Source organism: Tichowtungia aerotolerans, from assembly GCF_009905215.1.
In the GTDB taxonomy this organism is placed as follows: domain Bacteria; phylum Verrucomicrobiota; class Kiritimatiellia; order Kiritimatiellales; family Tichowtungiaceae; genus Tichowtungia; species Tichowtungia aerotolerans.
Genome location: NZ_CP047593.1, coordinates 2,793,536 through 2,809,820 on the forward strand (window position 1 = coordinate 2,793,536; position 16,285 = coordinate 2,809,820).

General features: G+C 51.8%; 12 protein-coding genes. 11 read left to right on the forward strand and 1 reads right to left on the reverse strand.

Annotation, left to right across the window (positions count from 1 at the left end):
* Positions 1–49 precede the first annotated feature (49 nt).
* The 4 genes from GT409_RS11410 to GT409_RS11425 all read left to right on the forward strand — a co-directional run bounded on the left by GT409_RS11410 (position 50) and on the right by GT409_RS11425 (position 2,881).
* The gene (locus GT409_RS11410) at positions 50–553 is read left to right on the forward strand and encodes an O-acetyl-ADP-ribose deacetylase (protein ID WP_160629208.1); all 504 of its coding nucleotides are present in this window, start codon (positions 50–52) and stop codon (positions 551–553) included.
* A 12-nt stretch (positions 554–565) separates the two neighbouring features.
* Positions 566–1,150 carry a DNA-3-methyladenine glycosylase I gene (locus GT409_RS11415; RefSeq protein WP_160629209.1) on the forward strand — a complete coding sequence of 195 codons (585 nt, stop codon included), beginning with the start codon at positions 566–568 and terminating at the stop codon, positions 1,148–1,150.
* A complete protein-coding gene (locus GT409_RS11420) occupies positions 1,147–1,881 on the forward strand; it encodes a dienelactone hydrolase family protein (protein WP_160629210.1) in 735 nt (244 codons plus the stop codon). Before GT409_RS11415 ends, GT409_RS11420 begins: the two co-directional genes overlap by 4 nt.
* A gap of 250 nt (positions 1,882–2,131) precedes the next feature.
* Entirely contained in the window at positions 2,132–2,881 is a 750-nt protein-coding gene (locus tag GT409_RS11425) for a TatD family hydrolase (RefSeq protein WP_160629211.1), read from the forward strand.
* Positions 2,882–2,986: 105 nt separating this feature from the next.
* Here GT409_RS11425 and GT409_RS11430 read toward each other — a convergent pair whose 3' ends face one another.
* Positions 2,987–5,383 (reverse strand): glycosyltransferase, encoded by a 2,397-nt coding sequence (locus tag GT409_RS11430; protein WP_160629212.1) that lies wholly within the window; start codon positions 5,381–5,383, stop codon positions 2,987–2,989.
* A gap of 249 nt (positions 5,384–5,632) precedes the next feature.
* Between GT409_RS11430 and GT409_RS11435 the strand changes: the two genes are divergently transcribed.
* The 7 genes from GT409_RS11435 (at position 5,633) to GT409_RS11465 (ending at position 16,284) form a co-directional block, all read left to right on the forward strand.
* Positions 5,633–6,253 (forward strand): hypothetical protein, encoded by a 621-nt coding sequence (locus tag GT409_RS11435; RefSeq protein WP_160629213.1) that lies wholly within the window; start codon positions 5,633–5,635, stop codon positions 6,251–6,253.
* A gap of 329 nt (positions 6,254–6,582) precedes the next feature.
* Positions 6,583–7,275: a response regulator gene (locus GT409_RS11440; RefSeq protein ID WP_160629214.1), complete on the forward strand. Its 693-nt coding sequence runs from the start codon at positions 6,583–6,585 to the stop codon at positions 7,273–7,275.
* 270 nt (positions 7,276–7,545) lie between these two features.
* A complete protein-coding gene (locus GT409_RS11445) occupies positions 7,546–9,285 on the forward strand; it encodes a hypothetical protein (RefSeq protein ID WP_160629215.1) in 1,740 nt (579 codons plus the stop codon).
* A gap of 84 nt (positions 9,286–9,369) precedes the next feature.
* Positions 9,370–10,659, forward strand: a complete 1,290-nt coding sequence (locus GT409_RS11450; protein ID WP_160629216.1) for a hypothetical protein — start codon at positions 9,370–9,372, stop codon at positions 10,657–10,659.
* A gap of 50 nt (positions 10,660–10,709) precedes the next feature.
* Positions 10,710–13,751, forward strand: a complete 3,042-nt coding sequence (locus GT409_RS11455; RefSeq protein WP_160629217.1) for a TonB-dependent receptor — start codon at positions 10,710–10,712, stop codon at positions 13,749–13,751.
* A gap of 68 nt (positions 13,752–13,819) precedes the next feature.
* Positions 13,820–14,593, forward strand: coding sequence for a DUF3450 family protein (locus GT409_RS11460; RefSeq protein WP_160629218.1), 774 nt, complete (start codon positions 13,820–13,822; stop codon positions 14,591–14,593).
* A gap of 17 nt (positions 14,594–14,610) precedes the next feature.
* Positions 14,611–16,284 carry a MotA/TolQ/ExbB proton channel family protein gene (locus GT409_RS11465; RefSeq protein WP_160629219.1) on the forward strand — a complete coding sequence of 558 codons (1,674 nt, stop codon included), beginning with the start codon at positions 14,611–14,613 and terminating at the stop codon, positions 16,282–16,284.
* Position 16,285 lies beyond the last annotated feature (1 nt).

Below are 16,285 nucleotides of genomic sequence, written 5' to 3' on the forward strand. Positions count from 1 at the left end.
AAATCTGTTGATTTGCTCTTGTTAGCCTCTCTGGTGTATTTTTCCACGCATGAAAGCAATTCAGGAGGACATCACAACCCTGAACGTCGACGCGATTGTCAATGCGGCCAATCGGACGCTGCTGGGGGGCGGCGGAGTGGATGGAGCCATTCACCGCGCCGCCGGTCCGAATCTGCAGGCCGAGTGTGCAACGCTGGGTGGGTGTAAAACCGGAGACGCTAAAATCACCAAAGGTTATAAGCTCCCAGCTCAATACGTCATTCATACCGTCGGACCGGTCTGGAATGGCGGCGGAAAAGGCGAAGCGGAACGGTTGGCCAGCTGCTATCGCCGCTCCCTTGAAGTGGCTGCCGGTTATAAGCTGAACTCGATCGCTTTTCCCGGCATCAGCACCGGAATCTACGGATATCCGGCTCGGGAAGCCGCTCGTGTCGCCGTTGAAACGGTTCTGGAAACCATCCAGCGGCTCCATTTGAATATTGAAGTGACATTCTGCTGCTTTTCCAAAGGAGATCTCGCAGTCTATCAGGCAATGCTCGCAGAAACCCGATAACAGGAACCGACGATGAGTGCTCCGAAAAACAGATGCCCTTGGTGCCAGGGAGATCCGTTGTACGTGGACTATCACGATAAAGAGTGGGGCGTGCCGCTGCACGACGACCGCCGCCTGTTTGAAATGCTGATCCTTGAGGGCGCTCAGGCCGGGCTCAGCTGGCTGACCATCCTTCGCAAACGGGAAAACTATCGCCAGGCGTTTGACCACTTCGATTGCGAAAAAGTGGCTCGCTATACAGATCATGATATCCAGCGACTGCTCGCCGACGCAGGAATTGTTCGCAATCGCCTGAAAATTGCCGCCGCCATAAAAAACGCGCAGGCTGTTCTGGAACTCAAAGACGAATTTGGGTCGCTGGATACGTTTTTCTGGAGATATGTCGACGGGCAGCCTCTTCTGAATCGCTGGAAAAACCTTTCCGAGATTCCGGCCAGAACAGACCTTTCCGATATCATCAGCAAAGACCTGAATCTCCGCGGTTTCAAATTCGTTGGCTCCACCATTTGCTACGCCTTTATGCAGTCCATTGGCATGGTCAATGACCATCTAATGAACTGTTTTCGGTACCATGAACTGAAAGGAGAAACCTCATGAACACACGCATGATTCTGGCGCTCATATTGAGCGCACTTACAGCCTCCGCCGTATCTGCCGAATCCGTTACCTATCAGGCAGGAGAAACCATCTGTGAAGGCTGGTACATTTCTCCGTCGCCCAATGCGCCTCTGGTGCTGCTGGTACACGACTGGGACGGCCTGACCGACTACGAAAAGCAGCGAGCCTCAATGCTCTCAGATCTCGGCTACGCAGTCTTCTGTGCCGATTTATTCGGAGCCGGTGTGCGGCCAACCGAACTCGACGCAAAACAAAAATGCACCGGTGAACTGTATGCCGATCGCGCAAAAATGCGCCTCCTGATGTCCGGTGCCTTGAACGCCGCCAAAGAACAGGGCGGCAACATCGGCAACGCCGTCACCATGGGCTACTGCTTCGGAGGAACCGCCGTACTCGAATTCGCCCGTTCCGGTGCAGACCTCAAAGGCTTCGTCACCTTTCACGGCGGACTCCAGACGCCGGAAGATCAGGACTATTCAAAAACAAAAGGACAGGTTGTGGTCTTTCATGGTACTGCTGATACCAGCATCCCCATGGACGACTTCGTCAACCTCGCCCGCGAGCTTGAACGCGCCGGAGTCCCGCACGAACTCACCACCTACGGCGGTGCACCGCACGCCTTCACCGTCTTCGGCTCCGACCGTTACCGCAAAGACGCCGACGAAAAATCTTGGCGGCGGTTCACTCAGTTCCTAAAAATGACTTTATGACTTCTTCGTACTTATACGTCTCGGGAATCTGTTTCCTGTTAGGGTTTGCTGCCTCAATTTATCCAAGAACATGTTTGGACCGTTTCAAGAAAGCACTTCGACAGAACGGGGAAGACCCAAATCAAAAACTAGGGATTAGTAAAATGAAAGAGCTGGATCCGGCCCTTTACAGAAAATATCTGTTTGGCGTGTTTGTTTGGATTCCTTTCGCCGTAGGCTTCGTTGTCTTCACATTGCTGGCGTTGAGAAAATGATAAGTTTATTTGATGCCCATTGCCATCTGCAGGATGACGCGCTGTTTCCGGACCTCGGAAAAATTATAGAACGCGCGGACGCGGCCGGCATCGAACGAATGGTTTGCTGCGGCACCAATTCCAATGATTGGAAAAAAGTGTTCCAATGTGCGGGAAAATACCCGCAGGTCTATCCCATGATTGGAATTCACCCCTGGTTTGTTTCCAATGATTGGAAAAAGGAGTTTCAGGGGTTGGAAAAAATGCTGCGCGATTTTCCAACCTCTGGAGTCGGCGAGTGTGGTCTGGATTTTCAGGATCGCTTTGAAAACCGTGCGGAGCAGGAGGATTGTTTTGCGGCGCATCTGGAACTTGCGACAATACTGGGGCGTCCGGTAGCCGTTCACTGTGTACAGGCGTGGGGACGGATGCTGGAAATCCTGCGCGGGTTTCCGAAACCGAAAAAAATCCTGCACGCCTTCGGCGGGGCGGTGGAGCTGATTCCGGAACTGACCCGGCTGAACTGCTGGTTTTCGTTTTGCGGCAGTGTGATCAATCCCAACGCAAAGCGGGTTCGTGCTGCGGCCGCCGCGGTTCCGGATGAACGACTCCTCGTCGAAACCGATTCTCCCGATTTCCCGCCCGCCGGATGTCCCGCTCCCAATGAGCCGGCAAACCTGATCCATGTTGTCCGGGCAGTGGCTGAGCTGCGGGATGTCTCTGTTGAAAGAATTGCTTCTTTGACCGGTTCGAACATTTTATTTTAACAGAAATATTATAAGTTGTTTTTAATAAGTTTTTTAGGATGTTGTTTGCCCCATACATTTAAATGTATGGAATAAATCGCGGATTTATTGGGTCAAAAACTCTGCTTACACAAGCAGGTCGAGAGCGGTTTCCCAACGGCTTTCCGCGGCTTTCTGGAGGGCTTTGTTACGCAGGAATATGTAGGTGTTTGGATCGTTTATGAGCGAGTTCATCGCTTCCTGAAAGGTTTCGGGAGTGCGGGCGTCGATGACGATGCCGGAGTTGTGTGATCGGACGATTTCCTGCGGGCCGCCTTGATCGGAGACGATGGCGGGCAACCCGGAGGCGTGAGCTTCCAGGACGGCATTGCCGAAGGTGTCGGTCATGCTGGGGAAGATGAAAGCGTCCGCGCTGGCGTATGCCTGCTGGAGGCGTTCGCCGCGCATGAAGCCGGTGAAGGCGATGTGGTCGTTGCGGTAGCGGCGGCGAAGTTCCTCGCAGTGCGGTCCGTCGCCGACAATAATCAGATCGGCGTGCGGATTTTCTTTCAGCAGTTTGAGGAAGCCACCGATCATGTTTTCGAGGTTCTTTTCTTTGGAGACGCGTCCGACGTATAGAAATTTAAATCCACCGTTCAGGTTGTAGGCCGCCCAGAAGTTGTTGTCTCGCTTCCGCGGGTTGAAGTCGTTCAGATTGACGCCGCGCGGCAGCACTTTGATTGTTGGAGCATCAAAGCCGTTTTCGATGAGCAGTTTGCGGTACCGGTGGGTCGGGGAGTAGACGGTTTCCATGTTGCGATAGAACCAGCGCATGTATTTCCAGGTCATTTTGCCGAGATTGTCGTCGTCTGTCATGCTTTGTACGAATTTTGGAAAGTCGGTGTGGTAGATGCCTTTGACGGTGAGACCGAGCAGTCGGGCGGCGAGCAGTCCGCTCAGGCCGAGCGCGCCCGGAGTAGAGATGATGAGCTCGTCGAACCGTTCTTCTTCCAGGAAGTGGAGTAGTTCGAGAAATGGCGGGAATGGAATTTTGATGGATTCGTATTCGGGCAGATCGAAGCTGCCGACGGGCGGGAAGTTTTTATGCGGATAGGCGACGTCCGGATCGTTCTGTTGGCATGTGATAACGGTGATGGGCTGATCTTTTCTGCAGGCGAGTCCGGCGAGCGTGTTGATGGTGTGCGAGACTCCGTTGACGTCCGCAAAGGTATCGGTGATCCATGCGCGTTTTCCGCTTTTTCTTTTCAGCGGGTTTGCGGCGGGAAAGCGGTCCGCCAGGGAGTGAAGGAACTGTTCGTCTTTATGCTGGGTGGCAAAGGCAGTCAGATAGGGAGCAATGCCGAGCATGACGGGGCCCATTGATGAGATGGCCTGAAGGCTTTCGATAATATTTCCATCGCGGAGTTTAAAGATGAATTTTTTGAGGAAGGTATATCCGAGCTGTTGGCTGATTTTGCAGGCGGCATAGAAATTCTGCGCATCGCTGTCGTCCTGATTTCCTAATGGGCAAAGGCGGTGCGGGTCCTGTTCGAGTACGCGCGCGAATTCGTCAACAATCAGCCGTTCGATTTCGCTGAGCTGCCGTTTTTTCTTTTTGGCGACCAGTTTTTTGACTCCGGTTCTGATGCTGGAGCGCAGGGAGGGCGGCTCTGGCTGGTCCGGCGGTACGTCGCCGGAGAGTCTGCCGAGCATGGCGCCGATAACACTGGTGTCGTTACGTTTGCCGTTAAGGAATCGGCTGCTGTAGTAGTTGTAGGTGATTTTGTAGAGACTGTTGGCGAGCCGGATGCTGGTGCCGGCGCGTCCGGCAGGTGAGTGGCGGCCTTCGCGCAGGTGGGTGAGGAATTCATTGACGTCAGCTGCGTGCGGAGTGACGGTGTGAGCTCCGGCGATATAGAGTCCGCTGTGGTCGTCGCTGCCGCCGACCAGGATTTTTTTCCAGGGTTCGGAGCCGGTTGGGTTTATGCCGTGGCGATTGGCCATGTTGCTGATGTCTTCGGGGGTCAGACTGCTGAGGATGGCGTTTGATATGTCGCAGGCGCGCGGATCGCGCGAACCGTTGATGCCTTCGAAGCGGTTGAACAGGAGAATCAGTTTTTCGAATAGCTCGATCGACAGTCGGTCATTGATTCGAAAAAGGGGATGGGCGATGGAGTGGATGATGTTCTGCTGGTTGAGATATTGCTGCAGGTCATAAATGTTTTCGCGGGCTTCCTGAAGAATTGAAAACTGATCGGGATTGATACCGGTGACGAGGCAATGGATTTTACATCTGTTTTCGGGGAAGTATGTGGTCAGTTCGCTCGAGATAAATGTGTTAGGCAGGTGGGCGATTTCCATCGCTCCGCGGATGCAGTTGTGGTCCGAAATGGTCACGTAGTCCATGCCGGCTTCTTTGCAGGCGTCGTAGACGGCCATGGGCTCCATAAAGCTTTCCGGTGCGCCGATACGACGAAGGAACCATTCGCTGGGACGGTCCGAATATTTGCAGTGAACATGCAGGTCTGCTTTGGATGTTTTCATGTCCTTATAAAACCGTTTATCTGTTCCTGTATGATTAGGAATCGGTTAGGAAGGTGTGAGCCTGTTCAAGGCCTGTGTTCCTTGTAAAAGCCGGGGAAATATTGCGGGTTGCGTGCCGAATGAGCGGAGGAAGGATGGAATAAAGTGTCTGTCGGCTGTTTGTCGCCGGCCATGTTTTTTGCGTATTTCTTGCGTGCTTTTAATAAAGCACAAACATAATTTCAACAGGCAATGCTTAAGGTGAACAGGATGAAAACAAACATCATCATTTGGTTTTTGCTGGCAGCAGCCGTATTCGGGGACGGATTGGACTCCCATGCCCCGAGTCAGAAACTCCTGAGCCGGGATCCAATCCGGTTGACCGGAGGCGGGCGCGTAGAGCTTTCATTCGAAGATGCGGTGGGGATTCTTGACCGCAAAGATCTGCTGGCGGCCATTCAGCGCGGCTATTCCGCAGTTCTTCCTAAAGGAAAAACTCCGGAGTTTACTGTGACACAGACGGGGCCCGGCACTTATCACTATGTAAACCGTCATGGGCAGGAAACAGCTGTTGAGCAGGTGTCGCTTGAAACCGTTTCCGGTGAACATGCAGAGATCGCTCTTTATTCCGAGGGGCGCCGCTTTTTTGGGAACTATCAGTCCCTTTGTTGTGTAACGGTGACCCCGGCCGGCGAAGGGCAGGTGGATTACAGTGTTACCGTTTATGCCCGACCGGAATCGGCCGCGGTCCGGATCTTTGCACGGCTGACTCCGGCAGAACTCTATTTTCGACATAAGCTCAAGGAGATGACCGGGCTGGTCATTGATGTTTGCAATCAGATCAAGGAATGCGAACCGGCAGAAAAGGCCCATGTTGCCTCTTCATCTTAAGAATGTTTTGCACGGGACATTTGCGACGGTCCGCCCGGAGGAACCCAGGGCAGGCGTTACGGACTGCCTCCCGCGATGGGAGGGCACCTTTGTTCGGCCTGTCGGATTCGGCTCGATGATACACATCGCCGGAAAGAACTGGAATTGATTTGCCGCTGGGCCGACGAACAGAAACTGCGCTGGAATCGGCAGGGAACGACCGGTCGCTGTGCAGAAATTGTTTTCGCATAAGTCTCAAACGTCATCACCGTTTTTTAACAATCCCCTGATCAATCGATAACGCGGGGGTTGTTAACTGCTTACCCAAAGCAGGTTCACTGGGGTGAGATATGACAAAAACAAACATTCTGATTGTTGAGGATGAAGAAGATATTCGCGAGCTCGTTAAGTATAACCTTCATCGCGAAAACTTTGGGGTTTTAGAAGCCGGGTCCGGCGAAGAAGGATTGACTATGGTGGAGCGAATGACGCCCGATCTGGTTCTGCTTGATCTGATGCTGCCCGGAAAAGACGGACTGGAAATCTGCCGAATTCTCAAACGCGACGAACGTACTCAGGACATTCCGGTGGTGATGATGACCGCTCGTGGTGAAGAGAGCGATATCGTGACAGGCCTGGAGCTTGGCGCTGAAGATTACATCGTCAAACCGTTCAGTCCAAAAGTTCTGGCCGCCCGCGTTAAAGCGGTTCTTCGGCGCCATGCATCCGCTCCGGAGCTGGCGCCTGAAGATGTACTTCGCATCCACGACATGGTCATACATCCCGGTCGCCACGAAGTGCTGGTGAAAGAAAGACCGGTTGATCTGACCGCCACCGAATTCCGTATTCTCCATTTTCTGGCCCGTCGTCCCGGCTGGGTTTTTACCCGCTATCAAATCGTAGATGCGGTTCACGGTGAAGATTATCCGGTTACCGAGCGATCCGTCGACGTGCAGATTGTCGGTTTGCGTCGTAAACTCAAACGGGCCGGCAGCAATATTGAAACCGTTCGCGGCATCGGCTACCGCTTTCGTGATAAATAATTTTCCACTCTATTGCATCGCGGCGCATGCATTTCCAGTGTTTGGAATCAACTGCGTTGCGGTGCGTGTTTTTCCGAACCTTGGAAAAATCGAAAATCAGGCAGGTTCTTATATTTAACACAACCTGCAGGTTTCTCTCATTAAACCCAAATAAAACGGCCGTAGTTTTTTTGCAGATAAACAGAGTCTGCCAGCGAGTCGCCCCAGGAAGGATAGGGGGCGGTTGGAAAGCAGGATCTGACAGGACAGTAAAGTAAACAGGAGAAAATAATGAAGATGAAACAGATAGCTACAGCTGCCATGTTGGCGGCAGGTCTGGGGGCCCAGGCCGCGGTTACGTATATCACCGATGATATTACGACCTCCACCCATCTGCCGGCTCTTCCGGAGGGAGATTATTATTCACTGACGAATGTTGTTTACGTGATGCCGGGTGCCAGCCTGACTCTCGATGCCGGCGTTGTTTTCAAAAACTCCGGAGATGGAAGCCTGGGTGTGGCACGTGGAGGTCAGCTGTTCGTTGACGGAACGAAAGACAATCCGGTGATTTTCACTGCTTTGAACGATGACTTTGCAACATGGCAGGCTCAGTGTAATCAGTGGGGTTCCATTGCGATCTGTGGTAATGGTTTGATCTCTGCTTCGCACTACAAAGGATCTGCGGTTACCGGATCTGACGGTGAACTCAATTCCAAAGAGCCGGACGGACGCAGTGACAAGGAAATGGAAGGTCTTTCTGCTGCTTTCGGAGGAGACACCCGTCATTATTACGGTGGCAATAACGACAATGATGACAGTGGCTCTATCAAGTATCTGTCCATCCGTTACGGTGGCCAGCAGTCCTCTGAGCCGAATAAAGAGCTGAATGGACTCTCTCTTGGCGGGGTCGGTGCTGAAACGGATATCGACTATGTCGAAATCATGAACAACGTCGACGACGGCATCGAAATCTGGGGGGGGAAGGTCAATTTGAAACACGTCAATATCTGGAATATCGGCGATGACAGTTTCGATATTGACGAAGGATGGCGCGGCAAAGCCCAGTTCGGACTGATCGTTCAGGGATACTCTGGCGATTACAATCAGGGGTCCGGTGTCGGTGATAACATATTCGAACACGACGGAGCAGAAGACTCCGATGCACAGCCGGTGACCACCGCTGTGATCGCTAACTTCACTGCAATCGGACAGGGAAATGGAAACGGTGAAGACGGAGACGGTGCGACCGCGTGGCGCGACGGAGCCCGCATGCAGTACCGGAACTGTATCTTTATGGACTGTTCGGAAGAAGTTGTTCGTCCGGACGGAGATGACGGTGATGGTGCCAACGGATACGGTTATAACGGAACGTTGACTTTGGCTGAAGTTTTTCAGACTCCGTACACCACTCTACCGACTAACTCTCTTGGAATTGCTCCGCAGACTCTTTATAACACGCAGGCTGAAGGTACTCTCGCCGGATTCAAAAACTGTGTGTTCTACAACAACAACGATTACTTTGAATTCGAAGAGAACGGTCAGACGAATGCCGCTCTGAACAACATTGTTGAGCCGGCCTCCATGCCGATCGCTGCGATTGTTCGTGATACAGCTGGATTCACCAGCACAGAAGGGAAAACCATCAGCCCGGTTATCAGCCTGGATCCGTGTCCGGCTAACGATGCGATGGATATGGGCGCTTCGGTAACGGCCGATGGTTTCTTCGAAACTGCTAATTATGCCGGCGGGTTTGCTCCGAACTATAACTGGCTGCTGGGATGGTCTGCTGCTGATCAGTACGGCTTTATCGATGGAACAAGCCATGCTGCGCCGGCTGCTTCCATCAGCAAGGGCGGTGTATCGATCACCTTCCAGAGTCAGGATTCGGTTGTCTACAAACTGCAGAGCTCTTCAGAAGCCAGCTTCACCACTCCGGTTGATGTTGCTGAATTCGCCGGTGACGGAACTCTTATGACGTATGTCGATGCTGCCCTGGATCCGGTCAAATTCTATCGCGTCGTCTTCAAATAAGATGCGCAGATATTGAATTGGAACGCTGGTGGCAGGGAACCCTGCCGCCGGCCTTTTTAAAACTTTTTACATTAGGATATGAAGATGAAGCGGTTAGTGACAGGTTCGGTTTTAATTTTGATAGTGGCGGTTGTCTCTGCATGTGATTCCGTTTCGAAAAGTGGGCAGGGGCTTGCTGAGAGAATCCAGGCCGATGTTGCTGATCAGCGCGTACAGGATTTTCAGTTGAAACTGCTGAACCTTGCATTCAATGGCGTTTCTGAAATGCCTTTGAGACCTCATATCAAAAACCGTTCCCGTGCGCAGTTGAATATTGTAGAGGCCTGCATCGAACTGGGACAGCCTGGTCTCGCTCAGTCATATCTTGACCAGATCGCCAACTGGAGACGCTGGATGGGAACTGCGGATCTTGCTTTCTATCTGGCAGAAAACGGCTACGGAAACCTCTCTCGACAACTTGCCGGAACAGTACAGCCTGCGTTGCAGGCTGCCGAGGACATCCGCAGAGGGCGAACTGTTGCTGCAACTCCGAATGCTCTGGTTGATACTCTGGAAGACTGGCGTTATCAGGCGGTGCTTTCCCGGATTGCCGAAGTTCATCTTCTGAATGGAACGGTCGAATCCATTGAGGTTGATGAAGAAAAATACGGGGAAATTAATGCGTCGGTTTTAGGGATGGGGATGCTTTCCGATACGAAGGATGCATTTGACAGTACCTTGAACTCCTTGCGAGCAGTTGCTGAAGATCCCAATTTTGAAATTGTACATTTAGGATTGGTCCAGATGGCTGAGCTGGTCGGTGAAAATTATGACCAGATATCTCTGTCTGAATTTGTGGAGGAAAATGTGTCTTCGAAGCTTAATCGACAGATGCCGGTCTTTCTTCGCATGGATATTCTGCTTCAGTTTGCGAATGCCGCGTTAAAAAACAGTGATACGAACGCTGCATTGTCTTTATTGGATCAGGTGGAGGAAATGGCTGAAACTCTCAAATCATCTCCACGTGTTTATATTCCTGAAAAAGCAAGGCTGGTTCAGGTGAAATACTTTGCAGGAGAACTCGGCGGTGCGGAGGACGGACTGCAGTCCATGATTTCTGTTTTTAATGAAAAACGCGATTTAATCGTCAATATCGAGCGTGCCGATCTGCTCTGCAGAATTGCAGAGACCGCCTTTAGCCTGGGGCACCATCACCAGGCATTGACGTTTTACAGACAGGCTGTTGCTGAGGGACAGGTAAATCCAAACTCAAGACCGCAGGCTGAAGACCTGGAGCGAATCTGCCGCTCGATGGCGCTGCATGCGATTGAGCCGACGGCAGATCTGTGGAGTGCTTTGAAGCTCATGAGAGACGGATTGGGCGCCCCATGGTGATATCGCGCTTATATTCGAAATTGTAATTTCTAAACTCGAAACAAACCCGAATGAATAAATTTCAAATAACCTGGGTGGCCGTTTGTGCCGTTTTTCTGATGATAAGCTCTGCCGTCGCGCAGTCTTCCGGCGGTATCCGCGGTATCGTTTATGATGAAGATTTTGAGTCTCCGCTTGCCAAAGCTGAAGTGACGGTTGCTGAAACCGGCCGGAACGTTGCAGCGACTGAAGAGGGTAACTACGTCATCAGCGGCCTGGAGCCGGGTCCTTACACGCTGATTGTTTCTAAAGAAGGATATACCCGCAAGGTGTTTGCCAATGTGGTGGTGCCGGCCGGATGTATGGTCGATCAGGACGCTTCTCTGTCCGGAGAATTCACCGATATGGAGGAGTTCGTGGTTCAGGATTTGAATATGGGCGGTGCCTCGGAGGAAGGATTGCTGAATCTGCGAATGGAAGCGCCGGCACTGATGGATGCGGTCGGCTCAGACCTGATGAGCCAAGCCGGAGCCAGTGATGCCGCTCAGGCTCTGACATTGGTTCCCGGGACGACCATTCAGGACGGAAAGTATGCCGTGGTGCGCGGGTTGCCCGATCGTTATGTGAGTTCCCAGATGAACGGAGTGCGTCTGCCTTCGGCAGACCCGGATAAGCGAGCTGTTCAGCTTGACCAGTTCCCTTCCGCGATGATTGAAAGTGTTCAGGTTGCCAAAACTTTCACCCCGGATCAGCAGGGTGACGCATCCGGGGGGGCGGTTAATATTATTCTAAAGGGTATCCCCGAAAAACGCGTTCTTGAATTCAGGGTTGGAACAAAATACAAGACGAATGTTGGCGATGCCGGCGATCAGTTTCTGAAGGACAAAGGAACTTCCATCAGCGCATGGGGCCATGATGCGGGCAGTATTCAGCCTCAGGATATAAATGCTCAATGGACGGGGGCGCTCGGAGTTTCCCGAGGCGACAGTCCGTCAATGTATGACTGGTCCGTCACGGCTGGAGACAAATTTCAGATTGGACCGGATCTGAGGGTGGGGTTTATTGGATCGGTTTTTTATAAAAAAGAGGCTTCTTATTATGAAGGACGCGATGATGAATACTGGCTGGATCGGAATTATAATCGATCCACCCTTGTCCCGTATTTCAGCGGAGGCGGCGCCTATATGGATTACCGGGGAGAGGTTGTTCCAAACTGGCGCTCCGAAGGAAATACATCGCTGTTCGATATCCAGAAGGGAACAGAAGAACTGCAATGGGGAACACTCGGTGCAGTCGGTGCAGAGACGGAGAATCATGAGCTGACGCTCCTTTATTCCTATAACTTTTCTGCAGAGAACACAGCTCAGTTGGATGAAGACACCCGAGGGAAGTATTATTACTTTCCGGATTATGATCCGAAAGACCCAACGTCACCAGGAGGAGCAGATTCCGACTGGCCCCGACCCGGACGTGATTATTCTCAATTTGCACCTTTTCGCAGAACAGAGGGGCTCGAATATAAGGAGCGAATCGCCAGCAGTCTGCAGTTGCGAGGTAAACACACCTTGCCGTCGGGAGATTATCGTCTCGGTTCTGTCCTGACCATCAAAGAGCCAGAGTTTGATTGGACTGTTGCTAAAAGTAAATCAATCATTGATACGCCGGATCGACGAACGCTTTCAACCTATTGGCTGGTCGATGAAAACGGAGATCCGTCCCATAAGGTAGAATCAGGTGAGGGCGGTATTGCTGAGCTTCAGAGAAACTGGCGAAAAGTCGAGGAGGTCAGTGATCAGTATTTCTATAATATGAAACTGCCTTTCGAGGCCTGGAACGGTGACGACGGCTTCTTAAAGGTCGGGGCTTTTAATGATCAGGTCGACCGCAAGTATGATGAAAACACATATTATACAACTCAGACTCTGAGCTATGATGCGGACTGGGATGTGCTGTGGAATGAGCATTACTCCTCTCTCTCTCTGGATATGGAGGACTATCCGCTGGATGTAAATTATGACGGAAAACAGAATGTTTCCGCCTGGTACTACATGGCTGAGATTCCAGTCTTTTCTTTCTTTAAACTGATGGGGGGCGCGCGGTTTGAAAAAACAGATATTTCAACGACCATGCGCGATGTGGATCCGGATGCGAAGCTTTACATTCCCAAATATAATTACAGTTCTGTGAATTTTGCTGGGAATGAAGGCGATGCAAATGCATCGGTTAAGCAGAATGATGTACTTCCCGCGCTTGGGTTTGAGTTTACTCCTCATGAAAAAATTACGGTTCGCGGATCATATACCGAAACCATTGCCCGGATGACCTTTAAAGAGCTGGCTCCCATTCAACAGGTTGAGGAAATCGGCGATGATATTTTTGTCGGGAATCCTGATCTGGGGTTGAGTTCGCTGAAAAACTATGACCTGCGCTTTGATTATAACCCTTATCCGGGGGGATTAATTTCTCTTTCGTGGTTCTATAAAAAAATCAAAGATCCGATTGATTATCGGCAGCAGTTGCTGGCTGGATCTATATTGGCGACAACTGCGGACAACTATTCAGAAGGTCAGATTAACGGGTATGAAATTGAAGTTCGACAGTCAATGGGTGAGTGGTGGGATCTTTTAGACGGTTTGAGTGTCGGTGGAAATTTAACCTATATCCAATCTGAACTGGATGCGTCCGGAAAGGAAATAAAGGATCTATTCGATGCCGGACTCGCCGATGTCGTGGCGGCGGAATACGACGGAACGATCCGCGATATGATGGGCACTCCGGAGTATCTGTATAACCTGAATGCAACCTACACGGTTCCAAAGTTTGGAACAGAACTTGGACTTTTCTACACGGTAAAAGGTGATGCTCTGAAGACCGCCGGAACTCAGGACGGCGGATATTATTTTCCTCATGTGTATGAAAAGGAATACGCCACACTTAATTTTTCGTTGTCCCAGAAGTTATGGGAGCGCTGGAAACTTGGCTTTAAAGTTAAAAATCTGCTGAACCCGGAAGTCCAGGACGTTTACCGCTCAAAATATACCGGGCAGGACATGGTCAAAAACTCTTATAAAAAAGGAGTGGAGTTTTCGATCAGTCTTGGTTGCGAGTTTTAACAAAGCGCTCATGCGACTCTAACGGTTACATGGTTTATTAACGCGAATTGCAAGCAGATGAGGAAATTATGAGGAAGAGGAAGTTATTGATTGTCGGCTGTTCGTTATTCGGGGCGGCGCTGCTCTGTAATGCTGCTGAGACTGATGCCGGCGATGTCGACAGTGTTCGTGCGGCACTTGAGAAATGGGTGGAAAGTCGCAAGGTCATTTCGCAGGAGCAGCGCGAATGGGCTCTTGGACAAGAGATGCTCAATGAGCGCATTGAGCTGGTTCAGCAGGAAATCGATTCGTTGAAAGAAAAAATTTCCGATGCAGAAAAAAGCATCAGCGAAGCCGATAAAAAACGTGACGGCCTCGTTGAGGAAAACGAAGAACTGAAAAAGGCATCAGTGGTTCTTGGCGAAACGATTATGACACTGGAGCAGACTGCCGTGAAGCTGCTTGGGAAACTGCCGGATCCGATTCGTGAGCGTGTGATGCCGCTCAGTCAGCGCATTCCTGAAGACGTCAAAGAACCCAAACTGTCTCTGGCTGAGCGTTTTCAGAACATTATTGGAGTTCTGAACGAAGTGAATAAGTTCAGTCGTGAAATCACAGTAACCAGCGAAGTCCGTTCCCTGCCGGACGGATCTTCTGCGGAAGTAACTGTCATGTATCTCGGAATCGGCCAGGCATATTACGCCAGTGCTGACGGCACGTTTTCTGGAACCGGCACCTCCTCTTCGGATGGATGGATCTGGGCTGAAGACAACAGTATTGCCGCTGATATTTTGCAGGCCATCGCTATTTTAAAGAACGAGCAGATTGCCTCTTTTGTGCAGCTGCCTGTTGAAGTTAAGTAACCGAAAAAGTAACAGTCATGAAAATCAGAAAATATTTCGTTCTTCTCCTTCTTCTTGCGGGAGCCCTGTTTGTGCAGGCGCAGGAGCCGGTCAAAGAAGTCGGGGCGCCATTGGTGTCGAACCAGCCGGTTGAGTATGCCGTGGAAGCCGGTGACACGCTGATGGGCGTTTCCCGCAAAGCGTATGGCGATTCCGATGGGTGGCGGGCCATTTATGCCGCCAATGAAGGGCGGATTAAAGCCGGGGGCGGACTCAAAGAGGGCATGGTGATTACCCTTCCGGTCAACAGCGCCGATCCCGACACAGTGTCGTTTCCTGATCCCGACCCGCTGCCGAGTGAAGGCACCTTTGAGCGGGCCGACCTGTCGGTTCAGAAAAAACTCGAAGCGAGCCTCTCCGAACTGACCGCGCTGCGCGAAAAGATCGTAATGGAGAAAATTCCGCTCAGCCGCAGCCTGCGCGATCTGGAAGACGAGCTGCTGGCGGTTCGCCGCGACTATCAGCAGACCACCCGCACACTCGACAGTCGTACGCTGGACCTGACCAACCTGCGCTCGGAAATCAAATCCCGCGAACAGGAAAAGAGCTATCTGGCCAATCTGCTGAGCGAATACATCCGCAACTTTGAATCCCGTCTGCACATCACGGAACTTAACCGCTACAACGATGTGCTGGAATCGGCTAAGCTGGCTCCGCAAAACAGCAACCTGTCCGATCTGGAAATCTACCAGGCTCAGGCAGCTCTGGTTGCTGCTTCCCTTGAGCGGCTCGAGAAAGGACTCGGCGGCGACCGCTTTGCCGGAACCGCGGTTGGTCCGGGTGGATTGGTCAAGGAAGGAACTTTTGTTTTGGTTGGCCCCGCGGCCGTTTTCCGTTCGAATGATGGCGAGGTGATTGGCTCAGCCGAACAGCGCCTCGGTTCGTTGGAACCGACGGTGATTGCCTATGAAGACGCCGTCGATAAAAGCGCGGCCGGTAAACTGGCGGCAAACGGCTTCGGCCGCTTTCCGCTCGACCCCACCCTTGGAAACGCACATAAGATGGAATCCACCAGGCAGACACTTTGGGAGCATATCAGCAAGGGTGGTTTGACGATGATTCCAATCCTTGGGCTCGCTGCCGCCGCTCTGGCTGTCGCCCTCTTTAAATGGATTCAGCTGTCCCGTATGCGCTCGCCAAATGATGAACAGATCGGCGTTATCCTCCAGGCTGTATCGGAACACGACACATTCACCGCATCAGAAGTCGCCGGATCCATTAACGGTCCTGCCGGTGACATGCTGGAGTCCGGTATCGAACACATCCAGGAGCCGCGCGATTTGGTGGAAGAGGTGATGTTCGAAAAAGTTCTGGCTGCCAAGCTCAAGCTGGAAAGCTGGCTTCCGTTTGTGGCCATCAGTGCGTCGTCCGCACCGCTGCTCGGGCTGCTCGGAACGGTGACCGGAATTATCAACACCTTCAAGCTGATCACCGTGTTCGGCTCCGGCGATGTGAAATCCCTGTCCGGCGGAATTTCCGAAGCACTAATTACCACCGAGTTTGGTCTGATTGTGGCGATTCCGTCATTGCTTCTGCACGCCTTCCTGTCCCGCAAAGCGCGCGGCCTGATTGACCAGATGGAGAAGTCTGCGGTTTCACTGATGAATCAGATCGGAAAAACCCCATATCACAAAACGGACCAAGCTGCGTAAG

What these genes read in the sequence shown, in the direction of transcription:
- GT409_RS11410 (WP_160629208.1), top strand. Translation starts at nt 50, where the DNA reads ATGAAAGCAATTCAGGAGGACATCACAACCCTGAACGTCGACGCGATT.
- GT409_RS11415 (WP_160629209.1), top strand. Translation starts at nt 566, where the DNA reads ATGAGTGCTCCGAAAAACAGATGCCCTTGGTGCCAGGGAGATCCGTTG.
- GT409_RS11420 (WP_160629210.1), top strand. Translation starts at nt 1,147, where the DNA reads ATGAACACACGCATGATTCTGGCGCTCATATTGAGCGCACTTACAGCC.
- GT409_RS11425 (WP_160629211.1), top strand. Translation starts at nt 2,132, where the DNA reads ATGATAAGTTTATTTGATGCCCATTGCCATCTGCAGGATGACGCGCTG.
- GT409_RS11430 (WP_160629212.1), bottom strand. Translation starts at nt 5,383, where the DNA reads ATGAAAACATCCAAAGCAGACCTGCATGTTCACTGCAAATATTCGGAC.
- GT409_RS11435 (WP_160629213.1), top strand. Translation starts at nt 5,633, where the DNA reads ATGAAAACAAACATCATCATTTGGTTTTTGCTGGCAGCAGCCGTATTC.
- GT409_RS11440 (WP_160629214.1), top strand. Translation starts at nt 6,583, where the DNA reads ATGACAAAAACAAACATTCTGATTGTTGAGGATGAAGAAGATATTCGC.
- GT409_RS11445 (WP_160629215.1), top strand. Translation starts at nt 7,546, where the DNA reads ATGAAGATGAAACAGATAGCTACAGCTGCCATGTTGGCGGCAGGTCTG.
- GT409_RS11450 (WP_160629216.1), top strand. Translation starts at nt 9,370, where the DNA reads ATGAAGCGGTTAGTGACAGGTTCGGTTTTAATTTTGATAGTGGCGGTT.
- GT409_RS11455 (WP_160629217.1), top strand. Translation starts at nt 10,710, where the DNA reads ATGAATAAATTTCAAATAACCTGGGTGGCCGTTTGTGCCGTTTTTCTG.
- GT409_RS11460 (WP_160629218.1), top strand. Translation starts at nt 13,820, where the DNA reads ATGAGGAAGAGGAAGTTATTGATTGTCGGCTGTTCGTTATTCGGGGCG.
- GT409_RS11465 (WP_160629219.1), top strand. Translation starts at nt 14,611, where the DNA reads ATGAAAATCAGAAAATATTTCGTTCTTCTCCTTCTTCTTGCGGGAGCC.